At 72.4% G+C, this 23,386-nt stretch carries 20 protein-coding genes and 1 pseudogene; 5 read left to right on the plus strand and 16 right to left on the minus strand.

Annotated features, from left to right (window positions below; all coding sequences use genetic code 11):
- Positions 1-125: 125 nt before the first annotated feature.
- The 10 genes and pseudogenes from AC0KTA_RS10725 to AC0KTA_RS10770 form a co-directional block, all read right to left on the minus strand.
- The gene (locus tag AC0KTA_RS10725; RefSeq protein WP_481054882.1) at positions 126-2,210 is read right to left on the minus strand and encodes a phosphocholine-specific phospholipase C; all 2,085 of its coding nucleotides are present in this window, start codon (positions 2,208-2,210) and stop codon (positions 126-128) included.
- A gap of 190 nt (positions 2,211-2,400) precedes the next feature.
- Positions 2,401-3,915 carry an Asp-tRNA(Asn)/Glu-tRNA(Gln) amidotransferase subunit GatB gene (gatB, locus tag AC0KTA_RS10730; RefSeq protein WP_481054883.1) on the minus strand — a complete coding sequence of 505 codons (1,515 nt, stop codon included), beginning with the start codon at positions 3,913-3,915 and terminating at the stop codon, positions 2,401-2,403.
- 18 nt (positions 3,916-3,933) lie between these two features.
- Entirely contained in the window at positions 3,934-4,179 is a 246-nt protein-coding gene (locus AC0KTA_RS10735; RefSeq protein ID WP_481054884.1) for a hypothetical protein, read from the minus strand.
- A complete protein-coding gene (gatA, locus tag AC0KTA_RS10740; protein WP_481054885.1) occupies positions 4,176-5,675 on the minus strand; it encodes an Asp-tRNA(Asn)/Glu-tRNA(Gln) amidotransferase subunit GatA in 1,500 nt (499 codons plus the stop codon). Before gatA ends, AC0KTA_RS10735 begins: the two co-directional genes overlap by 4 nt.
- 6 nt (positions 5,676-5,681) lie before the next feature.
- Entirely contained in the window at positions 5,682-5,978 is a 297-nt protein-coding gene (gene gatC / locus AC0KTA_RS10745; protein WP_016642027.1) for an Asp-tRNA(Asn)/Glu-tRNA(Gln) amidotransferase subunit GatC, read from the minus strand.
- Positions 5,979-6,258: 280 nt separating this feature from the next.
- A complete protein-coding gene (locus tag AC0KTA_RS10750) occupies positions 6,259-8,391 on the minus strand; it encodes a putative bifunctional diguanylate cyclase/phosphodiesterase (RefSeq protein WP_481056380.1) in 2,133 nt (710 codons plus the stop codon).
- A gap of 1,106 nt (positions 8,392-9,497) precedes the next feature.
- On the minus strand, positions 9,498-11,681 hold the full coding sequence (gene ligA, locus AC0KTA_RS10755; protein ID WP_481054886.1) for an NAD-dependent DNA ligase LigA: 2,184 nt from the start codon (positions 11,679-11,681) through the stop codon (positions 9,498-9,500).
- Between the two features lie 31 nt (positions 11,682-11,712).
- Positions 11,713-12,732 (minus strand): methionine synthase, encoded by a 1,020-nt coding sequence (locus AC0KTA_RS10760; RefSeq protein WP_481056381.1) that lies wholly within the window; start codon positions 12,730-12,732, stop codon positions 11,713-11,715.
- 29 nt (positions 12,733-12,761) lie between these two features.
- Positions 12,762-13,451, minus strand: a complete 690-nt coding sequence (locus AC0KTA_RS10765; RefSeq protein WP_481054887.1) for an SDR family oxidoreductase — start codon at positions 13,449-13,451, stop codon at positions 12,762-12,764.
- Positions 13,452-13,526: 75 nt separating this feature from the next.
- Positions 13,527-14,098, minus strand: a pseudogene (locus tag AC0KTA_RS10770) (LOG family protein).
- Positions 14,099-14,206: 108 nt separating this feature from the next.
- Between AC0KTA_RS10770 and AC0KTA_RS10775 the strand changes: the two are divergent.
- Positions 14,207-14,578: a DUF427 domain-containing protein gene (locus AC0KTA_RS10775; protein WP_481054888.1), complete on the plus strand. Its 372-nt coding sequence runs from the start codon at positions 14,207-14,209 to the stop codon at positions 14,576-14,578.
- Positions 14,579-14,592: 14 nt separating this feature from the next.
- On the opposite strand, the gene AC0KTA_RS10780 is transcribed toward AC0KTA_RS10775, so the two are convergent.
- On the minus strand, positions 14,593-15,573 hold the full coding sequence (locus AC0KTA_RS10780) for a GlxA family transcriptional regulator (RefSeq protein WP_481054889.1): 981 nt from the start codon (positions 15,571-15,573) through the stop codon (positions 14,593-14,595).
- A 95-nt stretch (positions 15,574-15,668) separates the two neighbouring features.
- Between AC0KTA_RS10780 and AC0KTA_RS10785 the strand changes: the two genes are divergently transcribed.
- Positions 15,669-16,676: an NADP-dependent oxidoreductase gene (locus AC0KTA_RS10785; RefSeq protein WP_481054890.1), complete on the plus strand. Its 1,008-nt coding sequence runs from the start codon at positions 15,669-15,671 to the stop codon at positions 16,674-16,676.
- Positions 16,677-16,787: 111 nt separating this feature from the next.
- Here AC0KTA_RS10785 and mnmA read toward each other — a convergent pair whose 3' ends face one another.
- Positions 16,788-17,930 carry a tRNA 2-thiouridine(34) synthase MnmA gene (gene mnmA / locus AC0KTA_RS10790; protein ID WP_481054891.1) on the minus strand — a complete coding sequence of 381 codons (1,143 nt, stop codon included), beginning with the start codon at positions 17,928-17,930 and terminating at the stop codon, positions 16,788-16,790.
- A gap of 61 nt (positions 17,931-17,991) precedes the next feature.
- On the opposite strand from mnmA, the gene AC0KTA_RS10795 reads away from it, so the two are divergent.
- Positions 17,992-18,765 (plus strand): N-acetylmuramoyl-L-alanine amidase, encoded by a 774-nt coding sequence (locus AC0KTA_RS10795; protein WP_481054892.1) that lies wholly within the window; start codon positions 17,992-17,994, stop codon positions 18,763-18,765.
- 49 nt (positions 18,766-18,814) lie between these two features.
- Here the strand turns inward: AC0KTA_RS10795 and AC0KTA_RS10800 are convergent, their stop codons facing one another.
- From AC0KTA_RS10800 to AC0KTA_RS10810, 3 genes are all read right to left on the minus strand, one after another.
- On the minus strand, positions 18,815-19,993 hold the full coding sequence (locus AC0KTA_RS10800) for a cysteine desulfurase family protein (protein WP_481054893.1): 1,179 nt from the start codon (positions 19,991-19,993) through the stop codon (positions 18,815-18,817).
- 64 nt (positions 19,994-20,057) lie between these two features.
- Positions 20,058-20,351 (minus strand): DUF4190 domain-containing protein, encoded by a 294-nt coding sequence (locus tag AC0KTA_RS10805; protein WP_481054894.1) that lies wholly within the window; start codon positions 20,349-20,351, stop codon positions 20,058-20,060.
- Between the two features lie 104 nt (positions 20,352-20,455).
- Entirely contained in the window at positions 20,456-20,608 is a 153-nt protein-coding gene (locus AC0KTA_RS10810) for a hypothetical protein (protein ID WP_481054895.1), read from the minus strand.
- A 112-nt stretch (positions 20,609-20,720) separates the two neighbouring features.
- On the opposite strand from AC0KTA_RS10810, the gene AC0KTA_RS10815 reads away from it, so the two are divergent.
- Positions 20,721-21,365, plus strand: a complete 645-nt coding sequence (locus tag AC0KTA_RS10815) for a TetR family transcriptional regulator (RefSeq protein ID WP_481054896.1) — start codon at positions 20,721-20,723, stop codon at positions 21,363-21,365.
- 11 nt (positions 21,366-21,376) lie between these two features.
- On the plus strand, positions 21,377-22,279 hold the full coding sequence (locus AC0KTA_RS10820) for an alpha/beta fold hydrolase (protein WP_481054897.1): 903 nt from the start codon (positions 21,377-21,379) through the stop codon (positions 22,277-22,279).
- On the opposite strand, the gene AC0KTA_RS10825 is transcribed toward AC0KTA_RS10820, so the two are convergent.
- Complete coding sequence (locus tag AC0KTA_RS10825) at positions 22,251-23,264, minus strand: helix-turn-helix transcriptional regulator (RefSeq protein WP_481054898.1); 1,014 nt, start codon at positions 23,262-23,264, stop codon at positions 22,251-22,253. The genes AC0KTA_RS10820 and AC0KTA_RS10825 overlap by 29 nt on opposite strands.
- Positions 23,265-23,386 lie beyond the last annotated feature (122 nt).

The following is a 23,386-nucleotide window of genomic DNA, read 5'->3' on the forward strand; positions in this document are numbered from 1 at the left end:
TGCTTATGCGACGACATGACCCATGCCCGTCACTCTGACACCCCCTGGAGATCCTTAGTCCGTTTCGTGGCCTTACTCACAAGATCACAAGCTCCCCGGGGCGGCTCGCGGCCCGCCCCGGGGGGTCAGCCCGAGACGCTCGCGCGCCCGTTCTCGATGTGCCCCATCAGGCGCCGCCGGAAGGCCTTGTCGCCCTCGGCGGTGACCTCGATGTCGTACCAGCCGCGCTCGTCGCCCGTCTGCCAGGCGATGGTGCGGCTGCTTCCTGCCTTGATCCGAACCGTGCGGGTGCGCCGCCGGACGTCGGCTTCCTCCACGTATCCGAGCGGCCTGACCGTGAAGACGAGGTGCCCCTTGCCCCGGTTGGCCAGCGTCAGATGGATCTCGCGCCGGGTGATCGCCGAGGAGAGGGCGGCCGCGCCTTCCCTCTGTCCTACGAATTCGCGGCGGAATCCGTTCGGCCCGGTGACGGTGAAGTGATACGCGTCACTCTGCTCGGGCAGGATCCAGCCGCCGTCGTGCGGCACGTCCTGGTGCTGCGGAACGGGGAACTCCGCCGCGTACGGGTACAGCGCGAAGTGCGCGCTGCGCCGGCCGCCGTTGCGCAGCCGCACCTTCAGGGTGCCGTCCTTGGTGCGCCTGAGGTCGGCATCCGGCTGGTAGGGCACCGGGCGCGCCCGGCGCACGCCCGGCTCCTGCTCGGGCATCGACTGCTTCTCCGGCGGCTTCGGCTGCCAGCGGCCGCTGAACACCGGGATGGTGCCGGGCTGTTCCACCTCCGGCTGGCGGTGGCCGCGGTGGAAGTCGAAGGCGCCGGTGAGATCGCCCGTGACCGTGCGGCGCCAGGCGCCGATGTTGGGCTCGCGCACGCCCGTCCACCTCTCCAGGAAGCGCACGACGGAGGTGTGGTCGAAGATCTCCGAGCACACATAGCCGCCGACGGTCCACGGCGACACGACGAGCATCGGCACGCGCGCCCCGAGCCCCGTGGGCAGCCCCTGCCAGCGCTCTTCCTGGTGGTCGGTCGGGGGCACGGGCGGCGGCACGTGATCGAAGAAGCCGTCGTTCTCGTCGTAGTTGATGAAGACGGCGGTACGCCGCCACACCTCGGGATGCGAGGCGAGCGCGTCCAGGACCTTGTAGACGATGGTGGCGCTGTGCACCGGCGAGGAGACCGAGGGGTGCTCGGAGTCCAGAGCGGACGGCACCAGATAGCTGACCTTGGCCAGCCTGCCGTCCGCGACGTCGGCGGCGAACGTCTCGGCCAGCTTGCCGGTCGGCACCCGGCGAAGCCCCCGCTCGAACAGCGACCGCTCCCGCTTGGTCAGCGTCTTGACGCCGTCGTCGAGCGCGGCGAGCAGCCTGGCCCGCGCGGCCTCGTCCTTGGCGTCCCGGACCTTGGCGTAGAAGGCCTCCAGATACGTGTCGCCGGTCTTGGCGAGGACCTTGCGCGCGATCGCCTTGAAAGTGGTGAAGAACTCGATCTGGTTGTCGGTGAAGTTCTCCCACTCCGTGTACGTCTGCCAGCTCACGCCCGCCTTCTCCAGGCGCTCGGCGTACGTCCCCCAGTCGTAGCCGGGGTGCTTGCCCTCGTCGTACGCGTCGTTCTCCACGGCGCGCCTGCCGTCCGCCTCGAAGCCCGTCCTGCCGCTCCACAGGTGGTTGCGGTTGGGGCTGGTGGAGGTGTGGATGGAGGAGTGGTAGGCGTCGCAGACGGTGAAGGTGTCGGCGAGTTCGTAGTGCAGCGGGATGTCCTCGCGCGTGTAGTACGCCATGGTGGCCGCGGTCTTCGCGGTGATCCAGCCGTCCATCCAGCCGTCGCGCCAGGCCTTGGCGCCGCCGCGCCAGGAGTGGTCGAGCGCGCCGATGTACTGCAGGTCCTTCTGCTGCGCCGCGGCGGCCTCGCGCACCGGGAACGGCAGGACGGTGCCCGGCCCGCCGGGCTGCTCGAACACGCTCTTGCCGCCGGGCAGTTGGATCGCGTTGCGGTCCGAGAAGCCGCGGACGCCGCGCAGGGTCCCGAAGTAGTGGTCGAAGGACCGGTTCTCCTGCATCAGGATCACCACGTGCTCGATCGCGTCGAGCCCGCCCTTCGGCGGCTCCTTGGCCAGGGCCTCCGTAAGTGCGGGCGGCAGGAAGGACCCCACCGCGGCGGCCCCGAGGGCGCCCCCGCCCACAGCCATCAGCCGCCTGCGCGATATCTCCGCCACGCCCAACCTCCAGTCGACGCCCAATGGTTCAACGGTGACCCATTGGTCTGTTGAGCTGGGACGGTAGTGACTGCCGGTTGCACTGGGAAGACCGACGGCGGAAGTCGGCGTGAACGTCCCCGGCATGCGGAAGGGGGCGCCGCACCCGATGGATGCGGCGCCCCCTTTCGCGTACGGGGAAGGCTCGGCGTCAGCCCTCGACGCCCAACTGCTCCAGGATCAGCTCCTTGACGCGGGCCGCGTCGGCCTGGCCGCGGGTGGCCTTCATGACCGCGCCGACCAGGGCGCCGGCCGCCGCCACCTTGCCGCCGCGGATCTTGTCCGCGATGGCCGGGTTGCCGGCGATGGCCTCCTCGACGGCGGCGGTCAGCGCGCCCTCGTCCGAGACGACCTTCAGGCCGCGCTTCTCGACGACCTCGTCGGGCGTGCCCTCGCCCTTGAGGACGCCATCGATGACCTGGCGGGCCAGCTTGTCGTTCAGCTCACCGGCGGCGACGAGCGCCGAGACGCGCGCCACCTGCTCCGGCGTGATCGGCAGCGAACCGAGGTCCACGCCCTGCTCGTTGGCGTTGCGGGCCAGCTCGCCCATCCACCACTTGCGGGCGGAGACCGCGTCCGCGCCCGCGTCGATGGTGGCGACGATCGGGCCGATCGCACCGGCGTTGAGGATCGACTGCATGTCGTGGGCGGAGACGCCCCACTCCTCGCGCAGCCGGTTGCGCTGGGCCAGCGGCAGCTCGGGCAGCTGCGCGCGCAGTGCCTCGACCCACTCGCGGGTCGGGGCGACCGGCACCAGGTCGGGCTCGGGGAAGTAGCGGTAGTCCTCCGCCTCCTCCTTGACCCGGCCGGGCGTCGTGGAGCCGTCCTCCTCGTGGAAGTGCCGGGTCTCCTGGACGATCTTCCCGCCGGCGCCGAGGACGGCCGCGTGGCGCTGGATCTCGAAGCGGGCGGCCCGCTCCACGGAGCGCAGCGAGTTGACGTTCTTCGTCTCGGAGCGGGTGCCGAACTTCTCCTGGCCCTTGGGGCGCAGCGAGAGGTTCACGTCGCAGCGCATCTGGCCCTGCTCCATCCGGGCCTCGGACACGTCGAGCGCCTTGATGAGCTCGCGCAGCTCGGCGACGTACGCCTTGGCGACCTCAGGGGCGCGCTCCCCGGCACCGACGATCGGCTTGGTGACGATCTCGATGAGCGGGATGCCCGCGCGGTTGTAGTCGAGCAGGGAGTGCGAGGCGCCGTGGATGCGGCCGGTGGCGCCACCGACGTGCGTCGACTTGCCGGTGTCCTCCTCCATGTGGGCGCGCTCGATCTCCACGCGGAAGACCTCGCCGTCCTCCAGCTGGACGTCCAGATAGCCGTTGAAGGCGATCGGCTCGTCGTACTGAGAGGTCTGGAAGTTCTTCGGCATGTCCGGATAGAAGTAGTTCTTCCGGGCGAAGCGGCACCACTCGGCGATCTCGCAGTGCAGCGCGAGACCGATCTTGACGGCGGACTCCACGGCGATCTCGTTGACGACCGGCAGGGCGCCGGGCAGGCCGAGACAGGTGGGGCAGGTCTGCGTGTTGGCGTCCGCGCCGAGCGCGGTCGAGCAGCCGCAGAACATCTTCGTCTTCGTGCCGAGCTCGACATGGACCTCGAGGCCCATGACCGGGTCGTACGTCGCGAGAGCGGCCTCGTACGGCACCAGCTCGGGGGTTGTGACAGTCACGGTGTTGGAACTTCCCTCTCAGCCGAGCAGAACGTCGTCGTCGCCGATGCGCTTCAGCTCGCGCACCAGCAGAGCGATGCCCGTGACGATGGCGGCGGCGGAGACGACCGCGTCGACGAGCTTGAGCGTGTCGTGCTCGGCACGGGCCTTCTTGACCTGCTTGATCGTGCTGAGCGCGCCGAACGCGGTGGTGCCGATGGACAGATACGTGCCGGTCTTGGACTTCTTGAAGCCCTTGGCCTTGCTCAGTGTCTTGCTGCTCACAGCGACGGTGCCTCCTCCAACAGCGGGTGACCCCACTTTTCCACGAAGGCGGCCTCGACGGCGGCGCCCACCTTGTAAAGGCGGTCGTCCTTCATGGCGGGAGCGATGATCTGGAGCCCGACCGGCAGGCCGTCCTCCGGCGCGAGGCCGCAGGGCAGCGACATGGCGGCGTTGCCCGCCAGGTTGGTCGGGATGGTGCACAGGTCGGCCAGGTACATGGCCATCGGGTCGTCGGCGCGCTCGCCGATCGGGAAGGCGGTGGTGGGCGTCGTCGGGGAGACGATCACGTCCACCTGCTCGAAGGCCTTCTCGAAGTCGCGGGTGATGAGCGTGCGGACCTTCTGGGCGCTGCCGTAGTACGCGTCGTAGTAGCCGGAGCTGAGTGCGTACGTACCGAGCATCACGCGGCGCTTGACCTCGTCGCCGAAGCCGGCCTCGCGGGTGAGCGCGGTGACGTCCTCGGCGGACTTCGTGCCGTCGTCGCCGACGCGCAGGCCGTAGCGCATGGCGTCGAAGCGGGCCAGGTTCGAGGAGCACTCGGACGGCGCGATCAGGTAGTACGCCGACAGGCCGAGGTCGAAGGACGGGCAGTCCAGCTCGACGATCTCCGCCCCGAGCTCCTTGAGCAGCTCGACGGACTCGTCGAAGCGCTGCACGACACCCGCCTGGTAGCCCTCGCCGCGGAACTGCTTGACGACGCCGACGCGCATGCCCCGGACGCTGCCGTTGCGGGCGGCCTCGACGACCGGCGGGACCGGGGCGTCGATGGACGTGGAGTCGAGCGGGTCGTGCCCGGCGATGGCCTCGTGCAGCAGGGCCGCGTCCAGGACCGTGCGGGCGCAGGGGCCGCCCTGGTCCAGGGAGGACGAGAAGGCCACCATGCCGTACCGCGAGACGCCGCCGTACGTCGGCTTGACGCCGACCGTGCCGGTGACGGCCGCGGGCTGGCGGATGGAGCCGCCGGTGTCGGTGCCGAGGGCGAGCGGGGCCTCGTACGAGGCGAGGGCGGCGGACGAGCCGCCGCCGGAGCCGCCAGGGATCCTGGTCAGGTCCCAGGGGTTGCCGGTCGGGCCGTACGCGCTGTTCTCGGTGGAGGACCCCATGGCGAACTCGTCCATGTTGGTCTTGCCGAGGATGACGACGTCGGCGGCCTTGAGGCGCTTGGTGACCGTCGCGTCGTACGGCGGGATCCAGCCTTCGAGGATCTTGGAGCCGACCGTGGTCGGCACGCCCTCGGTGGTGAAGATGTCCTTCAGGGCGAGCGGGACACCGGCGAGCGGGCCGAGCTTCTCGCCCCGCGCGCGCTTCTCGTCGACGGCGCGGGCCTGCGCGAGCGCGCCCTCGCGGTCGATGTGCAGGAAGGCGTGCACCTTCTCGTCCACGGCGTCGATCCGGGCCAGGTGGGCCTCGGTGACCTCGACGGCGGTGAGCTCACCGGCGGCGATCTTCGCGGCGATGTCGGCTGCGCCGAGCTTGATGATGTTGCTGTCCGTCATGACTTGTTAGTCCTCCCCCAGGATCTGCGGCACCTTGAAACGCTGCTGCTCCTGTGCCGGGGCTCCGGAGAGCGCCTGCTCGGGGGTGAGCGACGGACGGACCTCGTCCGCGCGCATGACGTTCGTCAGCGGCAGCGGGTGGGAGGTCGGCGGTACGTCTTGGTCGGCGACCTCCGAGACGCGTGCGACCGCGCCGATGATGTCGTCGAGCTGTCCGGCGAAGTGGTCGAGCTCTTCGTCCTTCAGCTCCAGACGTGCTAGGCGGGCGAGGTGGGCGACCTCCTCGCGCGTGATGCCAGGCATGCAGCGATCCTCAGGGGTGAGTGTGATGGTTTCGCCCCCAATCCTATGGGGCGGGCCGAGCTGCCCGCGCCCGACTTCTCTCCGGGGCCGTTCAGCCACGGTGGGTGGCCTGTTCGCGCTGTTCGCGACGTGGCCGATCCGTATCGACAACTTCGGCACCTGAGGTGCAGGCCGACGACGAGGTCGCGCCCCGAAGGGGCGCGGGGAACTGCGCGACCAGCCACGACGGAGCCGCAGAAGCAAAACGACCGGCGCGGCAGATCCAGCGGACCCCCGACGGCTACGGCACCGCCCGGGTGGGCGGCGTCGGAGCCGCGTCCGGCGCAGCGGGGGCGGAGGCATCCGGCGGGTCCACCTGCCGGTGCCACCCGCGCTCACCGCGCGTACGCAACCACGCCGTCGTCTCGCTCGGCGGCATCGCGGCGGCGACCAGCCAGCCCTGGACGGCGTCGCAGCCCAGGTCGCGCAGGCGCTCCCAGGTCTCGTCGTCCTCGACGCCCTCGGCGACGACGAGCAGGCCGAGGGAGTGCGCGAGGTCGACCGTGCAGCGCACGATCTCGGCGTCCTCGTTGTCGACGGCGAGCCGGGCCACGAACGACCGGTCGATCTTCAGCTCGCTGACGGGCAGGCGGCGCAGGTGCACCAGCGAGGAGTAGCCGGTGCCGAAGTCGTCGAGGGACATCTTCACGCCGTGCCCGGTGAGCCCGGCGAGGGTGTCGGCGGCGCGCTGCGGGTCCTCCAGGAGCACGTGTTCCGTTATCTCCAACTGAAGCGCCCCGGCGGGCACTCCGTGGCGGGCCAGGCGCGCGGCGACGGCGCCCGCGAAGCCGGGGGTGTGCACGTCGCGCGGCGACACGTTCACCGCGACCGGGACGTTCAGGCCCTGCTTGCGCCACCGCGCCACCTGGGCGAGGGCGGACTCCAGGACGTACTCCGTCAGGTGCGGCATGAGGCCGGACGACTCGGCGATGGCGATGAACTCGTCCGGCGGCACCTTGCCGCGCTCGGGGTGCACCCAGCGCACCAGCGCCTCCAGGCCGGCCACCTGGCCGTCGAAGCGGACCTTCGGCTGGTAGTGCAGCTCCACGTCGCCCGCGTCCAGGGCGCGGCGCAGGTCGCCCAGGAGGCCGAGCCGGTCGGGGGTGTTGGAGTCCCGCTTGGACTCGTACACCTCCACGCCCGTGCGGTCCCGCTTGGCCTGGTACATCGCCACGTCGGCGCGGCGCAGGAGCCCTTCCGCGTCGAGCGCGTGATCGGGGAAGACGGCGAGGCCCGCGCTGGCCTCGAGGACGAGGGTGAGGCCGTCCAGGTCCAGGGGGGAGCCGAGGGCGGCGACCAGGGAGCGGGCGACGCGCGTGGCGGACGTCGTGGAGTCGGCGACCGGCAGCAGCACCGCGAACTCGTCGCCGCCGAGCCGGGCCGCCTCCGCGCCGCGCGGCAGCGCGAGCCGCAGCCGGTCGGCGATCTGCAGGAGCAGCCGGTCACCGGCGAGATGGCCGAGGGTGTCGTTGACCGAACGGAAACGGTCCATGTCGAACAGCATCAGGGCGGAGCGCGCGCCGATGCGCTCCGCGTCGTCCAGGGCCGTCCAGGTCCGCTCCAGGAGCCACTGCCGGTTGGGCAGCCCGGTCAGCGGGTCGCGGAGCTGCTCCTCGGCTCTGGCCCGCGCGATCCACAGCGTGGAGTCCAGGGCGACGAGCGGGATCGTGAACAGGGGCAGGAGCAGCGGCAGCGACATCGCGACGACGCAGATCAGCGGGGCGATGCCGAGCAGGGCCACGCCGAGCAGGCCCTGCCGGACCAGGGCGGTGCGGGTGACGGTGGGCAGCGCGCCGGTGCGCGGGGCGTGCACGTACCAGAGCAGGACGCGGGTGACGGCGAGATAGGCGACGGCTACGAGGGCCACCTCGGGCGCCGTGTAGAGGTCCCAGCTCTCCGGGTTCCAGGGGGTGTCGGCGGAGGGTGCGGTGCCGAACGCGGCCATCGCGAGGGCGCCGGCGCCGATGCCGAGGATGTCCACGGCGCCGTGCAGGACGCCCTGTCGCCAGCGGTGGCGGCGGGCGACGCCGACGAGGACGACGACGGTGAGGCTGACCATGCCCGCGGGCATCCAGCCGTACAGCAGCAGGACGGCGACGGTCAGCGCGCCGCCGGAGCCCGTGCCGCCCCACCAGCGGTCGCGGCCGAGCGCGACGAGGTGACCGACGATGAGGCCGGTCAGGACCGCGAGGGACCAGCCGACCGTGCCGGACGGGAAGAGCGGGTGGCCGCCGGTGAAGGCGTGGAAGAAGCCGGTGCCGAGGACGACGGCGGCCGCGGCGACGACGGCCGCGGGCAGCAGCTGCCAGCTCCCGCGCCCGGCCTCGTCATCGGCCCCGTCCACCCCGGCCCCGTCAAGTCCCTGGCCCCGCACGTCCGCCCCTCGCGCGTCGGCGCCCCGGGCGTCCGTCCCGCGTCCGCCGCCTCCGCGCCACAGCCCGCGCCGCTGCGCCCCGCCGCCCTCACCCGCCGCGGCGTCCGTCCCGGCCCGCCCACCGCCTCGGCCGGCCGGGGCGTCCCCGCCGACGCCGGCCACCGCACCCCGCACGCCCGCGGCGTCCCCACCTCCCCCGGAGCCGGTCACCGAACCCCTGCCCGCGGAGGACTCCCCGCCGCCCGCGGAGCCGGTGACGGCTCCCCGGAGGGCGGGCGCCGCCGCCCCACCGCGGACTCCACCCGGAACAGCCGGGGAGCCCGCGCCGGCGAGTCCGGGGCCCGCCGTGCCGTCAACTGCCGTGCCGCGCACGGCTGGTGCGGTCGCGGGCGGGGTGGCGTCCGCCGCGATGCCCGTCTCTTCCGCGCCGGTCCAGGGCGCGCCGTGTCCACCCGCGCCCCGCCGCTCACCTTCGGCACTCGCCGTCACGCCAGCCTCCGCCGGGACCACCGCTCGGTGACCGCCGGTTCCCCGCACGGGCACGACCTGTCCGCCCGGCTCCGGTCCCTCACCAATTGCCCTACCCCGTATGGGTGTTGCTTCCTCCTGCGGGGCGGGATCGGGGCCGGAAACGTCCGCCCAGCTGGGCACCGCGACCGCGTCGGCGCCGCCGGGCACGGTCCAGGCCCGCTCACGGGGACGGAACTCGGGGGTCCCGCCGGGCCACGCGGCGGTGTCGCTCCGGGCGGCGCCCGTGCCGTGCGCGCGGCCGCGCCGGGCGCCGAGCGTGCGCCGCAGGAGCGACCGCAGCCATGAGTCCGGGGCGACGCTCTCGGTCGGTTCCATTCCCGTCCCTCTCACAGCCGGCGGTGCCCACGCCACGCGGAGCCACGCGGACTTGAAGATCCCTGGACAGCCGCGTCTGAAACCCTTCCCCCGGCTCTCGGTGAGCGGGGGCTACCCCATCCGCAGCGGGGCACGGCAGGCGCACACCTCAACAGTAGGCCGCAGAAGGCTTCCACGGGCAGCGGTCGTCTACGGTTGCCCGAATGCGACCCGGCCACCCGTATGCATCTGATATGCGCTGAACGGGTGGCCTTCAACCGCTATTCTTCGGTCGGAAGTGCGACTTCCCGCGCGGCGTCCGCCCCTTGTTCGAGCAGGACCGCGAAGCCGTCCTCATCGAGAACGGGAACCTTCACTTGCATGGCCTTGTCGTACTTCGAACCGGGGTTGTCGCCCACTACGACGAATCCGGTCTTCTTTGAAACGGAACCGGTGACTTTCGCTCCGCGGCTCTGCAGCGCCTCTTTCGCGCCATCTCGCGTGTAGTTCTGGAGCGTGCCCGTGACGACGACGGTGAGGCCTTCCAGGGGGCGCGGGCCCTCGGCCTCTCCGCCGCCGACCTCCTCCATGCGCACTCCGGCGGCCCGCCACTTGCGCAGGATCTCGCGGTGCCAGTCCTCGGCGAACCACTGCTTGAGGGACGCGGCGATGGTCGGGCCGACGCCCTCGACGGCGGCGAGCTCCTCCTCCGTCGCCTGCTCGATGCGGTCGATGGAGCGGAACTCGCGGGCCAGCGCCTCGGCGGCGACCGGGCCCACGTGCCGGATGGACAGGCCGGTGATGACGCGGGCCAGCGGGCGCTCCTTGGCCGCTGCGATGTTCTCCAGCATGGCGAGGGTGTTCTTCTTCGGCTCGCCCTTCTGGTTGGCGAAGAAGGTCACGACCTTCTCCTCGCCGGTCTTCGGGTCCCGCTTGGGCAGGCCCGAGTCCTGGTCGAGGACGTACGACTTGATGGGCAGCAGCTCCTCGACCTTCAGGTCGAAGATGTCGCCCTCGTCGAGGATCGGGGGCTCGGCGGGCTCCAACGGCCTGGTCAGCGCGGCCGCGGCGACATAGCCGAAGTTCTCGATGTCCAGGCACTTGCGGCCCGCGAGGTAGAACAGGCGCTCGCGCAACTGGGCGGGGCAGGTCTGCCCGTTCGGGCAGCGGAGGTCGATGTCGCCCTCCTTCATGGCCCGCAGGGTGGTGCCGCACTCAGGGCACTCGGCGGGCATCACGAACTCGCGCTCACTGCCGTCGCGCAGGTCGACGACAGGGCCGAGGATCTCCGGGATGACGTCGCCCGCCTTGCGCAGGACCACCGTGTCACCGATGAAGACGCCCTTGGCCTTGACCACTTCCTGGTTGTGCAGCGTGGCGAACTCGACCTCCGAGCCCGCGACGGTGACGGGCTCCACCACCGCGTACGGCGTGACGCGGCCGGTGCGGCCGACGCCGACTCTGATGTCGACGAGCTTGGTGTTGACCTCCTCCGGCGCGTACTTCCAGGCGATGGCCCAGCGCGGGGCGCGCGAGGTGGAGCCGAGGCGGCCCTGGAGCGGGATCTCGTCGAGCTTGACGACGACGCCGTCGATCTCGTGCTCCACGGAGTGGCGGTGCTCGCCGTAGTACGCGATGAACTCGCGGACGTCGTCGAGGCCCTGGACGACCTTGCTGTGCGTGGTCGTGGGCAGGCCCCATTCGCGCAGCAGCGCGTAGGCGTGGGAGAGGCAGTCGATGTCGAAGCCCTCGCGGGCGCCGATGCCGTGCACCACCATGTGCAGCGGGCGGGTCGCGGTGATGCGCGGGTCCTTCTGGCGCAGGGAGCCCGCCGCGGCGTTGCGCGGGTTGGCGAAGGGCTTGTCGCCGGCCTCCACCAGGCGGGCGTTCAGCTCCTCGAACTTCTCCATGGGGAAGAAGACCTCGCCGCGGATCTCGACGAGGGCGGGGATGCGGTCGCCGTGCAGGCGCTCGGGGATGTCCGCGATCGTGCGGACGTTGGGCGTGATGTCCTCGCCCGTGCGGCCGTCGCCGCGGGTCGCGGCGCGGGTCAGCCTGCCGTTCTCGTACGTCAGGTTGACCGCGAGGCCGTCGATCTTCAGCTCGCACAGGAAGTGGTGGTCGCTGGTGCCGACCTCCTTGGCGACGCGGTCGGCCCAGGCGGCCAGCTCCTCGTCGTCGAAGGCGTTGTCGAGCGACATCATGCGCTCGCGGTGCTCGACGGAGGCGAAGTCCGTCTCGTACGAACCGGCGACCTTCTGGGTCGGCGAGTCCGGGGTGCGCAGCTCCGGATGCCGCTCCTCCAGGGCTTCCAGCGAGCGCAGCAGCTTGTCGAACTCGGCGTCGCTGACGACCGGCTGGTCCTTCACGTAGTACCGGAAGCGGTGCTCCTCGATCTGTTCGGCGAGCTGGGCGTGCTCGTCGCGTGCCTCGGCGGGCACCGTGCCTTCCTGTTCGACAGCCACCGTCTCGTCCTCCCGTTACCTTCAGACCCAGTTACTCAGGGTTGTCCGCGAGTGATCTCGCCGCCCGGACGCAGTGGGCGAGCGCCGCGCGGGCATACGCGGGCGAAGCGCCCGCGAGACCGCACGACGGCGTGACCGTGACCGCCTCCGCGAGCGACCCCGGATTCAGCCCCAGCCTGCGCCACAGCGTCCTGACACCCATGACGCTACCGGCAGGGTCTGACAATGGTCCGTCCGTGCCCGGCACGACACCGGCGAACAGCTTCGTGCCGGCTTCGACGGCCTCGCCGAGTACCTCGTCATCACGCTCGGTGAGCAGCGCGAAGTCGAACGACACGGCGTCGGCGCCCGCCCGGCGCAGCAGCGCGAACGGCACGTCGGGCGCGCAGGAGTGCACGGCGACGGGGCCGTCGTGGACGGCCATGACGTCGCGCAGCGCGCTCTCGACGACCTGACGGTCCACGGCACGGTGGGTGCGGTACTGGCTGGCGGTCTTGATCTGCCCGCGGAGCACGGCGGTGAGCGACGGCTCGTCGAGCTGGAGCACGGGCGTGGCGCCCGGCACCCGCCTGCGGACCTCCGCGAGGTGGGCCCGCAGGCCTTCCGCGAGGGATCCGGCCAGGTCCCGGCAGGCACCGAGGTCGGAGAGCGCGGCCTCGCCGTTCCGCAGTTCCAGGGCGGCGGCGAGCGTCCAGGGCCCGACGGCCTGGACCTTCAGCGGGCCCTCGTACCCCTGGGTGAACTCCTCCAGGGCGTCCAGGTCCTCGCCGAGCCAGGACGCCGCGCGGCGCGTGTCGCGGCCGGGCCGGTCGCCGATGCGCCAGCCGCTGGGCTCCACGCGCGCGTACAGCTCGACGAGCATCCCGGCGGTGCGGCCGATCATGTCGGCGCCGGGGCCGCGCGCGGGCAGCTCGGCCAGGTACGGCATGCCCTGCCCGGGGCCCGCGGCGGACCCCGCCGCTCCTTCGAAGGTGCCGGTGACCGTCTTCGCGGTCTCGCGGGCGTCGCCTCCCGGCATCGATCCGACGCCGGTGGCGCCGCCCCACTGCATCGTGCTCTCTGCCGTGCTCACCGCCGTGTTCACCGTCCCGGCCGCACCGTCAGGTCGTTGACCTCGGCGTCGCGCGGCAGGTCGAGGGCCATCAGGATGGTCGTGGCCACCGACTCGGGGTCGATCCACTGCGCGGCGTCGTACTCCTTGCCCTCCTGCTGGTGGACCTTGGCCTGCATGGGGCTCGCCGTGCGGCCGGGGTAGACGGAGGTGACGCGCACGCCGTTGCCGTGCTCCTCGTTGCGCAGGGAGTCCGCGAGGGCCTTCAGGCCGTGCTTGGAGGCGGCGTACGCGGACCAGTCGGCGCTCGCGCGAAGGCCCGCGCCGGAGTTCACGAAGATCACGTGGCCCTGGGCGACGCGGAGTTGGGGCAGGAAGTGCCGGGTCAGCTCGGCGGGCGCGATCAGGTTGACGTTGAGCTGGTGGCGCCAGGACTTCGGGGTGAGCTCGCCGACGGGGCCGAGGTCGACGACGCCCGCGATGTGCAGCAGCGAGTCCACGCGGTCCGGGAGCGTCTGGTGCGAGAAGGCCCAGGAGAGCTTGTCCGGGTCGTTCAGGTCGCCGACGAGGGTGTTCGCGCCCGGGTACTCGGCGGCGAGCTCCTTGGCGCGTCCCGCGTCGCGCGCGTGCAGCACGAGGGTGTCCCCGCGCGCGTGGAGACGGCGGGCGACGGCCGCGCCGATGCCGGAGCCCGCCCCGGTGATCACATGAGTTGCCATGCGCCCATGGTCGCATTCCGGCCGCACGGGGCCGACGACCAGCCGTCCCCTGTCACCCGTCGCCCGGGCGGCCGGTCAGCGCGTGCCCATGGCCTCCTCCAGATAGGCAAGGGCGCCCACCGGCTCCTCCGCGAAGAAGACCAGGTCGGTCAGCGGCACCGGCAGGAAGCCCTCGTCCTTCATGCGGCGGAACTGCTCCTTCAACCCGTCGTAGAACCCGGCCGAGTTGAGCAGCACCACGGGCTTGGTGGTCCTGCCGTGCTTCTTCAGCTCCAGGATCTCGGTGGCCTCGTCGAGGGTGCCCGTGCCGCCGACCATGATGACGACGGCGTCGGCCTTCTCCAGGAGCAGCGCCTTGCGCTCGGCGAGGTCCTTGGCGATCACCATGTCGTCCACGCCCGGCCGGGCCTTCGCGGCGAGGAAGTCGACCGAGACGCCCATGAGGCGGCCGCCGGCCTCCTGCACGCCGTCCGCCACGACCTTCATCAGGCCCACGTCCGAACCTTCCCCAAGCTCTTAAAGAGCAGGGGAGACCCCACTCACACCAGCGTGTGCCCGCCCTTGCCGAGCAGCTCGGCGAATTCGCGGGCGGGGCGGGTGTAGGTCTCGGGCAGGTCGGCGGCGGAGAGGAAGACGCAGATATTCATGGGCTCCACGGTACGTTCCGCCTCTGACACCCCGCCTCTGACATCTCGGGAAGAAGAGTTCGCCGGAACGCGCTGCACCAGAGAGAGCCACTACAGGAGGGCGGCATCGTGACCGAGGGACACCCCGAAGTACGTCAGGGACACGAAGGACACCAAGGACACCGCATCACCGTCGAGCAGGGCACCCGGCACGTGCGCGTGGCGCACGGCGGGCAGGTGGTGGCCGAGAGCAGGCGGCCGTTGCTGCTGCGCGAGACGGGCTACCCGGTGCGCTACTACCTGCCTCCGGAGGACGTGCGTACGGACCTGCTGACGCCGTCCGAGACGCACACGTACTGCCCCTTCAAGGGGACGGCGTCCTACTGGTCGCTGCCGGACGCCGCGGACACCGTGTGGGCGTACCCGGAGCCGAAGCCCGAAGTGGCCGCCATCAAGGACCACTTCTGCTTCTACGAAGTGGAGGAGGTTCCGGAGGCCTGAGAGGCCCCAGAGGCCTAAGCGGCCGTCGCCGTGAACGTCCTGCGGTAGGCGGCCGGTGACACGCCCAGGACGGAACGCATGTGCTGGCGCAGCGAGTTGGCGGTGCCGAAGCCCGCGCGGTGGGCCACCAGGTCGATGGGCAGGTCGCTGGTCTCCAGGAGGTTGCGGGCCAGTTCGAGGCGCTGGGCGGTGAGCCAGCGGCCCGGCGTGGTGCCCGCCTCGTCGCGGAAGCGGCGCGTGAAGGTGCGCAGGCTCATGCGCGCGTGCTCCGCCAACTCGCCGAGCGTCAGCGGCTCCTGGAGCCGTTCGAGGGCCCACGCGCGCGTGGCCGCCGTCGTGGCGAGCGTCGGCTCCGGGACGGGCCGTTCGATGTACTGCGCCTGGCCGCCGTCGCGCCAGGGCGGTACGACGCAGCGGCGCGCGACGTGGTTGGCGACGGCGCTCCCGTGGTCGCGGCGTACGAGATGCAGGCACAGGTCGACGCCCGCGGCGACGCCCGCCGACGTGAGGATGTCGCCGTCGTCCACGAAGAGGACGTCCTCGTCGAGCCGCACCCTCGGGAACGCGCGCCGGAACTGTTCGGCGACCTGCCAGTGCGTCGTCGCGGGCCGCCCGTCGAGGAGACCGGCCGCCGCCAGGACGAACGAGGCGCTGCAGAACGACACCAGGCGCGCGCCCGGACGCACCCGCGCGAGGGCGGCGCCGACCGGCCCCTTCAGCCCGTCGACGGCGGTCGCCGTGCCGCAGGGGCCCGCGGGCGGGATCACCACCGTGTCCGCCGTCTCCAAGGCCTCCGGGCCGTGCTCGGCGGTCACGGAGAAGCCCGCGTCGGTCCGTACGGGGCGGCCGTCCGCCGTGCACACCACGACGTCGTACAGCGCCTGTCCCGCCGCGTCCTCGGCGTTGCCGAACACGCGCGAAGGGATGCCCAGTTCGAAGGGGTACACGCCGTCCAGGGCGAGGACGACGACGCGGTGCGCGCTGCCGGAGGTCATGGCCAGATCCTGTCACATGATGGCCAAACTGCCAGCACCGCCGTCGGCCTCCCGGTCGCACTCTGGTGACCGCTCACCAGAGAGGAACAAGATCCATGAGCTCCCGTACGACCACGTCCGCGACCACGAGCACGCCGGCGACCACGCCCGCAGCCACCGCCGTCACCATGCGCGCCGTCAGCCCGCGCGCGTGGGGTGCCCCCGACGTCCTGGTCCCCGTCGAGGTGGACCGTCCCGAGCCCGGCCTCACCGAGATCCTGGTCAAGGTGCATGCGGCCGGGGTGAATCCGGTCGACTGGAAGACGCGCGCCGCGGGCGAGTTCGGGACGTGGGGCGACACCCCGATCCTCGGGTACGACGTGTCCGGCACGGTCGAGGCCGTCGGTCCCGGAGTGACCCTCTTCGCCCCCGGTGACGAGGTGTTCGGCATGCCGCGCTTCCCGGAGCAGGCGGGCGGCTACGCCGAGTACGTCACCGCTCCCGCGCGGCGCTTCGCCCGCAAGCCCGCGAACATCGACCACGTCGGGGCGGCCGCGCTGCCCCTGGCCGCGCTCACCGCCTGGCAGGGCCTGATCGAGACGGCCGGGTTGCGCGCCGGTCAGCGCGTGCTGATCCACGCGGCCGCCGGCGGCGTCGGCCACCTCGCGGTGCAGATCGCCAAGGCGCACGGCGCGTACGTCATCGGCACGGCGCGCGCCGACAAGCACGACTTCCTGCGGAGCCTGGGCGCGGACGAGCTGATCGACTACACGGAGGTGGACTTCGCGGAGGCGGTACGGGACGTGGACGTGGTGCTCGACGGGGTGGGCGGCGAGTACGGCACCCGCTCCCTGGCGGTCCTCCGTCCCGGCGGCCACCTGGTCACGCTGCCCGACCCGGGCGGGCTCCCGGACGCCGCGCGGGCCGCCGCGCTCGGCGTGCACACCGGCTGGACGGTCGTGGAGCCGGACCGGCACGGCATGCTGGAGATCGCCCGCCTCGTGGCGGAGGGGCGGCTGCGCGCCGAGGTCGCCCGGACGTTTCCGCTGGCGCGGGCGGCCGAAGCACACGCCGTGGGCGAACTGTCCCGCACCGCGGGGAAGCTGGTCCTCACCGTGACGTGATGCGTATGGGGCTGCGTCCCTTTCCCCCGCATCGCCGCTTCGCGGCTCGTCCTCAATCTCCCCCAAGCTCTTAAGGAGCAGGGGGGACCCCCTCGACGGGCTAGAACCCGCTCAGGCCAGTGCGGTAGCCCGCTCCGTTGTGGCGATTGTCGCCGAGCCCACCACCCGCGTGCCGTCGTACAGGACGATCGCCTGGCCTGGGGCGACCCCCCGTACCGCCTCCGCGAAGGAGACCCGCAGCTCGCCGTCCACCAGCTCCGCCGTGACCGGCGTCTCGCCGCCGTGGGCGCGGAGCTGGGCGGTGTACGAGCCGGACCCGGAGGGGGCCGCGCCGCACCAGCGGGGCTTGATGGCCGTCAGGGCCGTGACGTCCAGGTCGGCGGCGGAGCCGACCGTCACGGTGTTGTTCACCGGGGAGATGTCCAGGACGTAGCGGGGCTTGCCGTCGGGGGCGGGGGTGCCGATGCGCAGGCCCTTGCGCTGGCCGATGGTGAAGCCGTACGCCCCCTCGTGGGTGCCCAGCTTGTTGCCCTCGGCGTCGACGATGTCGCCCTCCGCCCTGCCCAGGCGGGAGGCGAGGAAGCCCTGGGTGTCGCCGTCCGCGATGAAGCAGATGTCGTGGCTGTCGGGCTTCTTGGCGACGGCGAGCCCGCGGCGCTCGGCCTCCGCGCGGATCTCGTCCTTCGTGGTGACCGTGTCGCCGAGCGGGAACAGCGCGTGCGCGAGCTGCCGGTCGTCCAGGACCCCGAGGACGTAACTCTGGTCCTTGGCCATGTCCGAGGCGCGGTGCAGCTCGCGCGTGCCGTCGTCGTTCACCACGACCTGCGCGTAGTGGCCGGTGCAGACCGCGTCGAAACCGAGGGCGAGGGCCTTGTCCAGGAGCGCGGCGAACTTGATCTTCTCGTTGCAGCGCAGGCACGGGTTCGGGGTGCGCCCCGCCTCGTACTCGGCGACGAAGTCCTCGACCACGTCCTCCCGGAAACGCTCGGCGAGGTCCCACACGTAGAACGGGATGCCGATGACGTCCGCCGCGCGCCGCGCGTCGCGCGAGTCCTCGATGGTGCAGCACCCGCGCGCGCCCGTGCGGAACGACTGCGGGTTCGCGGAGAGCGCCAGGTGCACACCGGTCACGTCGTGCCCGGCTTCGGCGGCCCGGGCAGCGGCGACGGCGGAGTCCACGCCACCGGACATGGCGGCGAGGACGCGGAGCGGACGGCTGGTGCGCGGCTGGGCCGAGGAGATCTGCGAAGTCATAGCCCTAACAGGGTACGGGTCCGTGGGAACCCACTGCCCGTGAGTATGCGTTGAGGATCACATGGGGGACGAGAACGCGGAGCACACCGAGAAGGCCGGGCGGGCCGAGGAGACCGGGCGCCCCGGGCAGGCCGGGAATCCCGGGTCCGGCGGCAGCGGGGCGGGCGCGGAGCCCACGCGGCGGCGCGGGCCCACGCGGCGCGCGCTGCTGCTCGGCGGTGCGGCCGCCGGCGTCGGCGCGGCCGTGCTCGCCCGCGACGAGCTGGGCCGCCTGTGGTGGCGGTTCCCCGGCGTCGTCAAGAAGCGCAGGGAGGGCGAGGTCGACGCCCGGGGCGCGCAGTGGATAGCGGCGTCCAGTGCGAACTGGCGGCGGGCCGACCGCCCCTCGGACTACGACATCGACCGCGTCGTCATCCACGTCGTCCAGGGTGGGTACGCGACCGCCCTGAAGGTCTTCAAGGACCCAGGGCACGGGGCGGCGGCGCACTATGTCGTCCGCAAGGACGGGCACGTCGCGCAGATGATCCGCGAGCTCGACGTGGCCTTCCACGCGGGCAACAGGTCCATGAACGAGCGCAGCGTGGGCATCGAGCACGAAGGGTTCGTGGACGAGAAGTCGTCGTTCACGGACGCGATGTACGCGGCTTCGGCGCGGCTCACGGCGGGGATCTGTGGGCGGTACGACATTCCGGTGGACCGGGAGCATGTCATCGGGCATGTGGAGGTGGAGGGTACGGATCACACCGATCCTGGGCCGCACTGGGACTGGGAGCGGTATTTGCGGCTTGTGCGGCGGGAGCGGGACAGGCCTGCCCGGGCGGGCACGCCTGCCTAGTGGGAACCGCGCCGGGGGTGGCCCGGTGGGAGCTCCCGGCTGAATTCCCTCAGCTCAGGCCTGCCGTCCGTGCCCGTTCCACCGCCGGGCCGATCGCCCCCGCCACCGCCTCCACGTCCGCTCGCGTCGACGTGTGGCCCAGCGAGAAGCGGAGGGTGCCGCGGGCCAGGTCGGGGTCGGTGCCGGTGGCGAGGAGGACGTGGCTGGGCTGGGCGACGCCCGCGGTGCAGGCGGAGCCGGTCGAGCACTCGATGCCCTGCGCGTCCAGGAGCAGCAGGAGCGAGTCGCCCTCGCAGCCGGGGAAGGTGAAGTGGGCGTTGGCGGGCAGTCGGCCCCCGGGGGCGGGGTCGCCGCCGAGGATGGCGTCGGGGACGGCCGCGCGGACGGCCGCGACCAGTTCGTCGCGCAGCGCGCCGATCTCGCGGGCGAACCACTCGCGGCGCTCGGCGGCGAGCCGCCCGGCCACAGCGAACGCGGCGACCGCGGGCACGTCGAGCGTGCCGGAGCGCACGTGCCGCTCCTGCCCGCCGCCGTGCAGCACGGGCACGGGGCTCTGGGCGCGGCCGAGCAGCAGCGCGCCGATGCCGTAGGGGCCGCCGATCTTGTGCCCGGAGACGGTCATCGCGGCGAGCCCGGAGGCACCGAAGTCGACGGGCACCTGCCCGAAGGCCTGCACGGCGTCGGCGTGCAGCGGCACGTCGAACTCGGCGCAGACGTCGGCCAGTTCGCGCACCGGCTGGAGGGTGCCGATCTCGTTGTTGGCCCACATGACGGTCGCGAGGGCGACGTCGTCGGGGTCGCGGGCGATGGCCTCGCGCAGCGCTTCGGGGTGCACGCGGCCGTGCGCGTCCACGGGGAGGTACTCGACGGTGGCGCCCTCGTGCTCACCGAGCCAGTCCACGGCGTCGAGGACGGCGTGGTGCTCGACGGGGCTCGCCAGGACGCGGGTTCGGGGCGGGCCGCCGTCCTTGCCGGAGCGTCGCGCCCAATAGAGGCCCTTCACGGCGAGGTTGTCGGCCTCGGTGCCGCCGGAGGTGAAGACGACCTCGCTGGGGCGCGCGCCGAGCGACTCGGCCAGTGTCTCGCGTGCCTCCTCGACGGTGCGCCGCGCCCGGCGCCCCGCCGCGTGCAGTGAGGAGGCGTTGCCGGTGACGGCGAGCTGGGCGGTCATCGCCGAGATCGCCTCCGGAAGCATCGGAGTGGTCGCGGCGTGGTCGAGGTAGGCCATGGTGCGCACGATTCTACGAGCCGCGTGTGCGCGGCCGGACCCCGCGGGGGCCCGTCGGCGCCGGTCAGCCCGCGAAGCTCCAGGACACCGTGTCGTTCAGGGACATCAGTACGCCGAGGAGGACGAGGTCGGCCACGCCGAGCCCGAGTCCGAGCAGCGCACGGCCTCGGCGGGCGGTGCCGCGCCACAGCGCGACGGACGCGAGGGCGATGGCGACGGGGCCGAGCACGATGTTCAGGACGAGCAGCCCGAGCAGACCGAGGACGAAGGAGGCCACGGCCATGCCGTCGGTGTCCCGACGGCCGACGGGACGGTGCGCCGCGTGGCGGTCGGCCGGTGCCTGTGCGGTGAGTTCCATGGTGCGACTCCTCAGGGTGGTCGGATGTCGTACGGAATCCGAGGTCTCGCACGGATCCCAGATCTCGTACGGAATCTGGCGGCCGTACGGAATCGGTGGCGCCGTCAGCGGTGGCGCGCGTGCCGCTCGCGCACCGCGAACACCAGCAGCCACAGGCCGATGGCGGTGGCCATGACGAGCGTGACGGGCAGCGGGGCGTGCGCCACGGTGCCCATGGCGACGCCGAGCAGCAGGAGTGCGGCGACGAGGAACAGCATGGGAGATCCACCTCTCTTCGGTGAACGCTTGTGGTTACAACTGTTCACTGACTGGAGAGTCTACTCGCTCCCCGGCTTTCACATCTCGGAGAACAGTTGTTAACTGCATGGCATGAGTCACACCCTCGACGGCCCGGCCCGGGGCGCCCGGCAGGCGCAGAAGCAGAAGACCCGGCAGGCGCTCCTCGACGCGGCGCTGCGCCTGCTGGAGGAGCAGAGCCTGTCCAGCCTCGGCCTGCGCGAGGTGACCCGCGCCGTGGGGGTGGCCCCCACCGCCTTCTACCGGCACTTCCGTGACACCGCCGACCTGGGCGTGGCCCTCGTCGAGGAGGCCCTGGGCAGCCTGCACGCGACGCTCGTCGCCACGCTCGCGGCGACCGGCGACGGCGAGGAGCGCATCGCGGCCGCCGTTGACCTGATCGCCGCCTATGTGCGCGCCCACCCGGCCCACGCCCGCTTCATCGCGCGCGAGCAGCACGGCGGCGTGAAGCGGGTGCGCGAGGCCATAGGCGCGCAACTGACGCTGTTCGCCGAGGAAGTGGCGGCGCAGTTCGCCATGGAGCCGGAGGCGGCGGGCTGGAGCGAGGAGGACCTGCTGATGCTCGCGCGGATGTACGTGGACCACATGGTGATGACCGCGTCCGCGCTCCTGGAGACCGACGACGAGGGCCCGGTGACGGACACGGCCCGCAGGCAACTCCGCCTGGTGAGCCTCGGCCGCCTGCACTGGCTCGACGCGCCGGTAAGGGGCAACTAGCCTTGTCGGTCATGACGACCACACGCGATGAGACCACCACACCCGACGACTGGCCCCTCGACGAGACCTTCACCTCCTCCTCCGGCACCGTCCGCTGGGCCGCCCTCGGGCCCGCCGGGGCGCCCCCGGTCGTCCTGGTCCACGGCACCCCGTTCTCGTCGTACGTCTGGCGGGGCGTCGCCAGGGCGCTGTCGCGGGAACACCGCGTGTACGTATGGGACTTGCCGGGGTACGGCGCCTCCGAGATGCGGGACGGGCAGGACGTGACGCTCGCCGCGCACGCCCGCGTGCTCACGGAACTGCTCGCGCACTGGGGCCTGGACGGGCAGGACGGGCGGGACGGGCGGGACCTCCCGGCGGTCGTGGCGCACGACTTCGGGGGCTGCGTGGCGCTGCGGGCCCACCTGCTGCACGGAGCGCGCTATGCCCGCCTCGCCGTCGTCGACCCGGTGGCGCTCGCGCCGTGGGGCTCGCCCACGTACCGGCTGCTCGGCGCGCACGCGGAGGTGTTCGCGCAGCTCCCGGCCGCGCTGCACGAGGCGCTGGTGCGTGAGTACGTCGGCTCGGCGAGCCACCGCGGACTGCACCCGGCCGTCCTCGACCGGCTCGTGGCGCCCTGGTGCACCGAGGCGGGCCGGCCGGCCTTCTACCGGCAGATCGAGCAGAACGACCAGCGCTTCACGGACGAGATCCAGGGCAGGTACGGCGAGTTGGCGCTGCCCGTCCTCATCTGCTGGGGCACCGAGGACACCTGGATCCCGGTGGCGCGCGGCCACGAACTCGCCGAGCTGATCCCGGGCGCCGAGCTGCGCCTGATCGAGGGCGCCGGACATCTCGTACAGGAGGACGCGCCGGCGGAACTCACGGCGGAGCTCGGCCGTTTCCTCATTGCGGGCCCTCGTACAGCGCACTGACCGCCGCGGCGGCCCGCGCCATCTCTTCGCGCACCTCCGGCGGCGAAAGCACCTCGACGGCGTCGGAGAACGCGAGCAGCACGCGGGCCGCGCGCGTCTCCTCGCACACCATGCGCACAGTGATCCACTCCCCCTTGCCCCCGGTCCCTACGTCCCCCTCATCCCCCTCATCCTCGGCGACCACCTCGGTGAGCGCGCCCCCGTGCAGTCGAAGGAAGCGCCCGTAGCGGTCGCGGCGCACCCGCGCGGTGACCTCGATGCCGCCGGTGCGCCGCTCCACCCGCCGCTTCAGCACCTGCCAGACATCGGCGAGTTCGACGCCCGGCCTGCGCCGCACGGGCTCGTCCGTGACGCGCGCCGAGCGCACCCGGTCGGCGCGGAACAGCCGCGGCTCCCCGTCCCGGTCGGCCACGAGATACCAGACACCCGCCTTGGAGACGAGGCCGTACGGATCGAGGAGGTAGGTCACCGGCTCGTCCGGGTCCTCCGCGCCGCTGTGCACATAGCCGACGCACAGCCGCCGGTCGGCGAAGACGGCGTCCTGGAGCGTGCCCAGGTGGTCCACCGGCAGCCCGTCGCCCGGTCCGCGCGTCCACCGCGTGGCGTCGACGAGGATCCGGCGGCTGGTCAGTTCGGCGGCGGGCCGGTGCGGTGCGGGCAGCGCCGCCATCACCTTGCGCAGGGCCGAGCCGATGGCCGCGTCCAGGCCGAGCGCGGCGTGCGCGCCCTGCGCGGCGAGGACGAACAGGGCGCGCGACTCGTCGGCGGTCAGCCCCGTGACGTCCGTGCGGTAGCCCGGCAGCAGCGCGATGCCGCCGTGCCGGCCGCGCTCGGCGTACACCGGGACACCGGACGCGGAGAGCGCGTCGACGTCGCGGTAGATGGTGCGTACGGACACCTCGAGGCGCTCGGCGAGTTCGTGCGCGGGCACCGTCCCGCGGGTCTGGAGCAGCAGGAGGATGGAGAGCAGCCGGTCGGACTTCACACGGTCAAGGATCGCGCAGGCCGGGCCCCGGGCACGCCGCGGCCACCCCGGGCCCCGGACACCCGCGGCCACCGTCGCCGCGCCTGATCCAGAAGCGCCCGGTCCAGAAGCGCCCGATCCAG

Source organism: Streptomyces sp. Y309, assembly GCF_056712025.1.

Excerpts from the sequence above, each read along its gene's own strand:
- AC0KTA_RS10765 (WP_481054887.1), bottom strand. The coding sequence starts at position 13,451 with ATGGCAACTCATGTGATCACCGGGGCGGGCTCCGGCATCGGCGCGGCC.
- AC0KTA_RS10820 (WP_481054897.1), top strand. The coding sequence starts at position 21,377 with ATGACGACCACACGCGATGAGACCACCACACCCGACGACTGGCCCCTC.
- AC0KTA_RS10760 (WP_481056381.1), bottom strand. The coding sequence starts at position 12,732 with ATGCAGTGGGGCGGCGCCACCGGCGTCGGATCGATGCCGGGAGGCGAC.
- mnmA (WP_481054891.1), bottom strand. The coding sequence starts at position 17,930 with ATGACTTCGCAGATCTCCTCGGCCCAGCCGCGCACCAGCCGTCCGCTC.
- AC0KTA_RS10805 (WP_481054894.1), bottom strand. The coding sequence starts at position 20,351 with ATGGAACTCACCGCACAGGCACCGGCCGACCGCCACGCGGCGCACCGT.
- AC0KTA_RS10795 (WP_481054892.1), top strand. The coding sequence starts at position 17,992 with ATGGGGGACGAGAACGCGGAGCACACCGAGAAGGCCGGGCGGGCCGAG.
- AC0KTA_RS10815 (WP_481054896.1), top strand. The coding sequence starts at position 20,721 with ATGAGTCACACCCTCGACGGCCCGGCCCGGGGCGCCCGGCAGGCGCAG.
- AC0KTA_RS10785 (WP_481054890.1), top strand. The coding sequence starts at position 15,669 with ATGAGCTCCCGTACGACCACGTCCGCGACCACGAGCACGCCGGCGACC.
- AC0KTA_RS10780 (WP_481054889.1), bottom strand. The coding sequence starts at position 15,573 with ATGACCTCCGGCAGCGCGCACCGCGTCGTCGTCCTCGCCCTGGACGGC.
- AC0KTA_RS10800 (WP_481054893.1), bottom strand. The coding sequence starts at position 19,993 with ATGGCCTACCTCGACCACGCCGCGACCACTCCGATGCTTCCGGAGGCG.
- AC0KTA_RS10810 (WP_481054895.1), bottom strand. The coding sequence starts at position 20,608 with ATGCTGTTCCTCGTCGCCGCACTCCTGCTGCTCGGCGTCGCCATGGGC.
- gatA (WP_481054885.1), bottom strand. The coding sequence starts at position 5,675 with ATGACGGACAGCAACATCATCAAGCTCGGCGCAGCCGACATCGCCGCG.
- gatC (WP_016642027.1), bottom strand. The coding sequence starts at position 5,978 with ATGCCTGGCATCACGCGCGAGGAGGTCGCCCACCTCGCCCGCCTAGCA.